Source organism: Micrococcus sp. LASM2_SD2 (genome assembly GCF_057364565.1).
Genome location: NZ_JBNFOB010000099.1, coordinates 1 through 7,791, shown reverse-complemented (window position 1 = coordinate 7,791; position 7,791 = coordinate 1). Strand labels below are relative to the sequence as shown.

The window sequence follows — 7,791 nt, the reverse complement described above, 5'->3', positions numbered from 1 at the left end:
GGAGGCGGACGCCGGCCGGGGAGCACGGCTGGCCCGCCGACGCACAGGCCCGCACCGCGCGGCCGTGCGCGGCACCGAACAGCCGTTCGACGCCGTGGTGTGGTGCACCGGCTTCCGCCCGGAGCTGCGCCACCTGCGCACCCTGCTGCCCTCACCCCGGCCGCGCATGCGCGAGGAGCTGCGCACGGCGAGCGCCGACGTGGACGGGCTCTATTTGCTCGGCTACGGCGACTGGTGCGGGCCGGCCTCGGCCACCCTGGTGGGCGTGGGCGTGTTCGCCCGCGCCACGGTGGCGGACATCGCCGAGCGGCTGCGCGCTCAGGCCTGAAGGCCGTACCCCATCTCCCGCAGCTCGCGGCGGGTCTTCCCCTCGAGCATGAGCCGGTGCAGCTCCTCGCGGCCGGGCTTGAGCTCGTAGGAGAGCAGCCGCCGCGCCTTCTCCGGGTCGGTCTCGCCCTCGCCGTACGACGGGCACCACTGCGCCACCGGGCACGCCCCGCAGGCCGGCCTCTTCGCATGGCAGATGCGGCGGCCGTGGAAGACCAGACGGTTGGATAGCGAGGTCCAGTCCCGCTTCTCGAACAGCGCCGCGACCTCGTGCTCCACCTTCACCGGGTCGGTCTGCTCCGTCATGCCCAGGCGGCGGGCAAGGCGGCCGAAATGGGTGTCCACCGTGATGCCGGGCTTGCCGAAGGCGTTGCCGAGCACCACGAACGCGGTCTTGCGGCCCACCCCCGGCAGGGTGACGAGGTCCTCGAGGCGGCCCGGCACCTCACCGTCGAACCGCTCGACCAGATCGTGGGACAGCTTCAGCACGGCGGCGGCCTTGTTCCGATAGAAGCCGGTGGGGCGCACGAGCTCCTGCAGCTGGACCTCGTCCGCGGCGGCCATTGCCGTGGCGTCCGGGAACCGGGCGAACAGGGCCGGGGTGATCGAGTTGACCCGCACATCCGTGGTCTGCGCGGACAGCACGGTGGCCACCAGCAGCTCGAACGGCGTGGTGAAGTCCAGCTCCGCCACCGCGTACGGGTATGTCTCCCCGAGGACACGGTGCACCTTGCGCACGCGGCGCTTCAGTCCCAGCGGGGTCTCCCCCGTGGGGGTCACGACGGCGGCGCTCTCGCCTCGGTCTGGGCGGCTCACGGGTGCGGTGCTCCTGTTCGTCGGCGGGCGGGGTGCCGGGGATCCACTCTAGGCACACGTCACACGGCGGAGCAGACTTGTCCCGGACCCGGCCGCGGCGGCATGCTGGACTGAAGGCACTGATGTGGCCCCCGTCACACACGCGTGGCGGCGGGCGCGAGGCACCCTCCCGAAAGGAGCACCATGTCCGAGGAGACCACCGTCTACCCGCCGAGCAAGGAGTTCGCCGAGAACGCCGTGGCCGGCGCGGAGCTGTACGAGGAGGCCAAGGCGGACCGCCTGGCCTACTGGGCCCGCCGCGCCCGCGAGCAGCTACACTGGGAGAAGGACTTCACCGAGGTCCTCGACTTCTCCGAGGCGCCGTTCGCCAAGTGGTTCGCCGACGGCACCACCAACGCCGCCTACAACGCCCTGGACCGCCATGTGGAGGCCGGCAACGGTGACCGCGTGGCCATCCACTTCGAGGGCGAGCCGGGCGACACCCGTGACTACACCTACGCCGAGCTCGCCGCCGAGGTGCGCAAGGCCGCCAACGCCTTCGAGTCCCTCGGAGTGGCCAAGGGCGACCGTGTGGCCGTCTACCTGCCGATGATCCCGGAGGCCGTCATCACCATGCTGGCCTGCGCCCGCATCGGCGCCGTGCACTCCGTGGTGTTCGGCGGCTTCTCCTCGGACGCCCTGCGCTCCCGCGTGGACGACGCCGAGGCGAAGCTCGTGGTGACCTGCGACGGCTCCTACCGCCGCGGCAAGCCCTCCACCCTGAAGCCCGCCGTGGACCAGGCCCTCGCCGAGCCCGGGCACACCGTGGACCACGTGCTGGTGGTGCGCCGCAACGAGGTGGACACCGAGATGACCGAGGGCCGCGACGTCTGGTGGCACGACGTGGTGGACTCCGCCTCGGACGAGCACGAGATCGTGTGGCACGAGGCTGAGCACCCGCTGTTCATCCTCTACACCTCCGGCACCACCGGGAAGCCCAAGGGCATCCTGCACACCACCGGCGGCTACCTCGTGCAGGCCTCGGCCACCCACAGGGACACCTTCGACCTGCACCCGGAGACGGACGTCTTCTGGTGCACGGCCGACGTCGGCTGGGTCACCGGGCACTCCTACGTCACCTACGGCCCGCTCGTGAACGGCGCCACCCAGGTGATCTACGAGGGCACCCCGGACACCCCGCACCAGGGCCGCTGGTGGGAGATCGTCCAGAAGTACGGCGTGACGATCTTCTACACCGCACCCACCGCCATCCGCACCTGCATGAAGTGGGGCCGCCAGATCCCGGACGAGTACGACCTGTCCAGCCTGCGCGTGCTCGGCACCGTGGGCGAGGCGATCAACCCGGAGGCCTGGCGCTGGTTCCACGAGGTCATCGGCGGCGGCACCTGCCCGATCGTGGACACCTGGTGGCAGACCGAGACCGGCGCCCACATGCTCACCCCGCTGCCGGGCGTGACCACGCTCAAGCCGGGCTCGGCCCAGCAGCCGGTCCCCGGCGTGGAGCTGCACGTGGTGGACGAGACCGGAGAGCCGATGGACGGCACCGGTGCGGCTTCCTCGTGGCCCGTGAGCCGTGGCCCTCCATGCTGCGCGGCATCTGGGGTGACCCGGAGCGCTTCAAGGAGACCTACTGGAACCGTTTCCCCGGCATGTACTTCGCCGGCGACGGCGCCCGGTACGACGAGGACGGGGACATCTGGCTGCTCGGCCGCGTGGACGACGTCATGAACGTCTCCGGCCACCGGCTGTCCACCACGGAGATCGAGTCCTCGCTCGTGGCCCACGAGGCCGTGGCGGAGGCGGCCGTGGTCGGCGCCGCGGACGACACCACCGGTGAGGCCGTGTTCGCGTTCGTGCTGCTCACCGAGGAGGCCGCGGCGAAGGACCCGGACGTGGCCGAGATGGAGGAGCAGCTCCGCCAGCACGTGGGCAAGGACATCGGCCCGATCGCCAAGCCCAAGCGCGTACTCGTGGTCCCGGAGCTGCCGAAGACCCGCTCCGGCAAGATCATGCGCCGCCTGCTCAAGGACGTGGCCGAGGGCCGCGACCCGGGCGACGCCACCACCCTGGCCGACCCGACGGTCATGCAGAAGATCGTCGGCGCCATGGGCACGAAGGGCTGACCACGACGGGCTGACGCCCCGGCCCCGACGCGAAGGGCCCGCATCCTCGTCCGGGACGCGGGGCCCTTCCGTTGTGCCGGGCCCGCATTCGACGACGAGGGCCCCCGTCTCCCCGGCTGGGGAGACGGGGCCCTCCGCGACGGGAGCAGGCTCAGTGCTCCGCGGTGCGGACGAAGCGCGGGTCGCCGGCCTCCGGCTCCACGCCCATCTCACCGGACACCTCATCCGGGTTCTTCACGAGGTGGACCAGGGACAGCAGCAGACCGCCCCAGATGGCTCCGAGCATGACGATCATCATGACGATGGCGATGGGGTCCATGTCAGACCTCCTTCCTGGACACGGTGGGGATGGCACCGGTCTCGATGGTCTCGTTCTCGTTCTCCTCGGCGTGCAGCGCCGACTTCGAGGACCACGGGACCAGCGAGAGGACCACGGCCACGAGGATGGTCACCGCGACCATGCCGAGTCCCCAGACGCCGGTGAAGCTGTGGTCGTAGCCGCCATAGCTCTCCGCCACCTTGGTGGAGAAGTCGGACAGCCAGATGTAGGCCAGCGCGATGGGGGTCACCACGCCGATCATCACCTTGTACAGGCCGCCCAGCCGGAACGAGGACACGCCGTTCAGGTGGCCGACCACCAGGGACAGACCGCCGAGCACGGTGCCCACCATGAGGATCGAGATGAGTGCCGCGCCCACGATGCCGAGGTTGTTGATGTAGGCGTCCATGACGTCCAGCAGGTGGATGCCGGAGGTGGTGCCGAACATGAACACGGAGAACAGGGCGCAGGGGATGATCACCAGGCACACCGCGGCCCAGCGGCCGAGTCCCAGCTTGTCCTTCACGGCGGCCACCACGACCTCCATGATCGAGACCAGCGAGGTGAAGCCGGCGACCACGAGCGAGCCGAAGAACAGCACGCCGATCAGGGCGCCCATCGGCGCCTGCGAGATCAGGGTCGGGAAGGCCACGAAGGCCAGGCCGATGCCCGAGGAGACGACCTCGGTGACCTGCACGCCCTGTGCCTGGGCCATGAAGCCGAGCGCGGAGAACACGCCGATGCCGGCGAGGACCTCGAAGCCGGAGTTGGAGAAGCCCACCACCAGGCCGGAGCCGGTGAGGTTGGTGCGGCGCTTCAGGTAGGACGAGTAGGTGATCATGATGCCGAAGCCGACGGACAGCGAGAAGAAGATCTGCCCGTAGGCGGCGACCCACACGCCCGGATCGGCGAGCACGGCCCAGTTCGGGGTGAACAGGGTGTTCAGGCCGTCCGCGGCGCCCGGCAGCGTCAGCGAGACGACGACCAGGGTGAGGAACATGAGGATCAGGACCGGCATGCCGATCATGGACACCAGGGCCACGCCCTTGCGGACGCCCAGGCCCATGACCAGCAGCATGATGATCCAGACGATCACCATCGGCCAGAAGACGGCGGCGACGATGTCGAAGGTCGGCTCCGGCGCCTCGGACATCTGCAGGTGGCTCGTGAAGAAGAAGCTCTCGGCGTCCTCACCCCACGCGTGGTTGGTGGAGAACCAGGTGTACATGATCGCCCAGGCGATGATCGCCGCGTAGTACACGCCGATGACCACGCAGATCATGACCTGCCACCAGCCGACCCACTCGACGCGCTTGTCCAGGCGACGGAAGGCCATCGGCGGCGCGCCGCGGAAGCGGTGGCCGATCACGTAGTCGAAGAACAGCACCGGGATGCCCGCGGTGAGCAGGGCGACCAGGTAGGGGACGACGAAGGCGCCGCCGCCGTTCTCATAGGCGACGTAGGGGAAACGCCAGATGTTGCCGAGGCCGACCGCCGAGCCGATCGCGGCGAGGATGAACGCCCAGCGTCCGCCGAACTCCTCGCGTGACCGCTTCGGCGCCGTGCCGGCCGCAGTAGGTGCGGTGGACATGGACTACCTCCGAAGATGCGTGTGCAGGAATGAGGACGGGGACGTCCTCATTGCAGGACAGCATTGCACATCCTCGTGATCTGGATCACCATTGCGGGCCGTCATGTCCGCGTGACCGTGGCCACGCGACGGGGCGGCGTCCACCGGCGAGACCGACGAGCGCGCTCAGCCGCCCGGGATGCACTCCCCCGCGCCGACCGGCTCGTCCATGCCCTCGGCGTCCTCGAGGAGCTGCTCGAACTCGTCCCCGGCGATCGCGTAGCCGATGGTCGAGGAGCCCGGGGCACGGGCGAACACCAGTCCCGCCACGACGCCGTCCTGCGTCACCAGCGGGCCGCCCGAGCTGCCCGGCTCGATGTCCGCGTTCAGCTGGTAGATGTCCACGGTCCCGTCCTCGCGGCCGTAGATGTCGCTGATGAGCAGGTCGCCGCGCGCCTGGACCTCCGCCGGCGTGGCCACATACGGGCCGCCGGCCGGGAAGCCGAGGGCCACCGCGGCGGCGCCGTCCTCCAGATCGGCGCCGTGCCGCGCCGAAGGCAGGCCGGCGCCGTCCACGGCCACCACGGCGAGGTCTCGGGCCGGGTCGAAGTGCACCACCCGACCGGGGAGCACCCGCCGGTCCTGGGTCTCGATGATCGGCTCCTCCACGCCCGCCACCACGTGGGCGTTGGTGAGGATCCGGTCCTCGGCGACGACGACGCCGGTCCCGTTCTGGGTCTGCGCGCACTGCTCGGCGAAGCCGGAGAGACGCACCACCGAGTCCTGGATCTGCGCCTGTTCCTCCTCCGGGACCTCCAGGGTCGCGCTCGGGGTGGCCTCCGGCTCGGCGGCGACCTCCTTCACGGGGGTGTCGATCTCGGGGATCACCCCCAGCCCGGCGATCGTGGCACGGGACTCCGCGAGGAACCGCTGGCTGCCCTCGGGCATCAGGCGGTCGGTGCCGGTGAGCACGGCCGAGCTGTTGATCTCCTTGGTCACCGGGGCCATGCCCAGCGAGCTCAGCGACAGAGAGATCAGCCCGAGGATCAGCACCGAGATCACCAGCGCCGCACCGGCGCCGAGGACGCGGTCCACGCGGCGCAGGGCGGGCAGGCTCACCTGCAGGCGGATCCTGCGTCCGGCGGCGACCCCGATGCTCTGCCCCAGCCAGATCAGCAGGAGCGTGGCCACGATCAGCACGACCACGCGCAGCGTCGGCTCGGAGACCCAGCCGGAGACGAAGGGGATCAGGTAGAAGCCGCCGACCGCACCCGCCGCCGTCCCGGCCATCGTCCCGAGCACCACCCAGAGGCCGCGGTGGTACCCCTTCACCATGACCACGACCAGGAGGACGACCAGGATCAGATCGAGCCAGGTCACGCCGAAGAGCATGCAGTCGCTTCCTTTCCGGCGCGGGGCCGAGACGAGGGTGCCGGACAGGGCTGGTCCCACCCTGCCACGGATGCCTCGGACCGACGGCCCGAGGCGGGGCAGAGGCGAGGGCGCAGGGCGCCACTTGCCCGAACTGACAGGGTAACGGCAGGATCGTGTGTGATGCGGCACAATGGTGCCCAGCCCGACAACACACGGTCCATCCCCGTCTCACGGGGGTGATCACTGAGAGGACGCACTGCACGATGGATCTTGAGGTTCTGCGCAAGGCACCCCTGTTCGCGCACCTGGACGACGAGGTGTTCGCGACCCTCACCTCCGAACTGACCGAGGTCGAGCTCTCGCGGGGTGCCTCCGCGTTCCACGAGGGCGACCAGGGCGATCAGCTGTACGTGATCATGTCCGGCAAGATCAAGCTCGGACGCACCGCCTCGGACGGCCGCGAGAACCTGGTCGCCGTGCTCGGCCCCGGAGAGATCTTCGGCGAGATGGCCCTGTTCAACCCGGCCCCGCGTTCGGCGACCGCCACCGCGGTCTCCGCCACCCGCCTGGCCGGCCTGCGCCACGAGAACCTGCGCCGCGCGATCGCTTCCTCCCCAGACGTGTCCCTGCAGCTGCTGCAGGCCCTGGCCCAGCGCCTCTCCAAGACCAACGAATCCCTCGCGGACCTCGTGTTCTCGGACGTCCCGGGCCGCGTGGCCAAGGCCCTGCTGGATCTGGCGGACCGCTTCGGCCGCCCGGCCGCCGACGGCCTGCTCGTCGCCCACGACCTCACGCAGGAGGAACTGGCCCAGCTCGTCGGCGCCTCCCGCGAGACGGTGAACAAGGCGCTCGCCGAGTTCGTCCACCGCGGCTGGATCCGCCTGGAGAACCGCGCCGTGGTCGTCCTGGACCTGCAGCGCCTGCGCCAGCGCTCCCGCTGACGCGTTCCTTGACGCACGACGACGCCGCCCGCCCCCTCGGGGTGGGCGGCCGTTCCGTGCCGGGTGTCGGAGGGTGGACCTCAGTCCGTGGTGGGGCGCAGCCAGAGGCGATCGCCGTCGTCGCCGGCCGGCGCCATGCGCCAGGTCTGGATGGGACGGTCGGACGCCCCGTCCGCGAAGCCCAGCAGGAAGGCGACGGCCGAGCCGGCGTCCGCGAGGCGGCGGGCCAGCATCAGCGTCGGCGGTGCGGTGACCTCGCAGGCCTCCACCACCCCGGACTCCCCGAGCCACCCCGGCGGGCCCGGCAGCGCGAGCGGGCCG

General features: G+C 70.7%; 6 protein-coding genes and 2 pseudogenes. 3 read left to right on the top strand and 5 right to left on the bottom strand.

Annotated features, from left to right (window positions below; genetic code table 11):
• A pseudogene (locus AC2W7A_RS06835) lies at positions 1-328 on the top strand (NAD(P)-binding domain-containing protein); the annotation flags it as partial.
• Here the strand turns inward: AC2W7A_RS06835 and nth are convergent.
• Complete coding sequence (gene nth / locus AC2W7A_RS06830; protein WP_485990697.1) at positions 319-1,143, bottom strand: endonuclease III; 825 nt, start codon at positions 1,141-1,143, stop codon at positions 319-321. The pseudogene AC2W7A_RS06835 and the gene nth sit on opposite strands and share 10 nt — an antisense overlap.
• A gap of 183 nt (positions 1,144-1,326) precedes the next feature.
• Here nth and acs point away from each other — a divergent pair.
• Positions 1,327-3,266 (top strand): annotated as a pseudogene (gene acs / locus AC2W7A_RS06825) (acetate--CoA ligase).
• 151 nt (positions 3,267-3,417) lie between these two features.
• On the opposite strand, the gene AC2W7A_RS06820 reads toward acs, so the two are convergent.
• The 3 genes from AC2W7A_RS06820 to AC2W7A_RS06810 form a co-directional block, all read right to left on the bottom strand.
• Complete coding sequence (locus tag AC2W7A_RS06820; protein WP_485990696.1) at positions 3,418-3,585, bottom strand: methionine/alanine import family NSS transporter small subunit; 168 nt, start codon at positions 3,583-3,585, stop codon at positions 3,418-3,420.
• A 1-nt stretch (position 3,586) separates the two neighbouring features.
• Positions 3,587-5,176 carry a sodium-dependent transporter gene (locus AC2W7A_RS06815; protein ID WP_485990695.1) on the bottom strand — a complete coding sequence of 530 codons (1,590 nt, stop codon included), beginning with the start codon at positions 5,174-5,176 and terminating at the stop codon, positions 3,587-3,589.
• Between the two features lie 165 nt (positions 5,177-5,341).
• Positions 5,342-6,547 (bottom strand): MarP family serine protease, encoded by a 1,206-nt coding sequence (locus tag AC2W7A_RS06810; RefSeq protein ID WP_485990694.1) that lies wholly within the window; start codon positions 6,545-6,547, stop codon positions 5,342-5,344.
• A 245-nt stretch (positions 6,548-6,792) separates the two neighbouring features.
• Here AC2W7A_RS06810 and AC2W7A_RS06805 point away from each other — a divergent pair, with 245 nt between their 5' ends.
• Positions 6,793-7,470 carry a Crp/Fnr family transcriptional regulator gene (locus AC2W7A_RS06805; RefSeq protein ID WP_067191720.1) on the top strand — a complete coding sequence of 226 codons (678 nt, stop codon included), beginning with the start codon at positions 6,793-6,795 and terminating at the stop codon, positions 7,468-7,470.
• An 80-nt stretch (positions 7,471-7,550) separates the two neighbouring features.
• On the opposite strand, the gene AC2W7A_RS06800 is transcribed toward AC2W7A_RS06805, so the two are convergent.
• A partial coding sequence (locus tag AC2W7A_RS06800; RefSeq protein ID WP_485990693.1) for a hypothetical protein occupies positions 7,551-7,791 on the bottom strand: 241 nt, incomplete at its 5' end.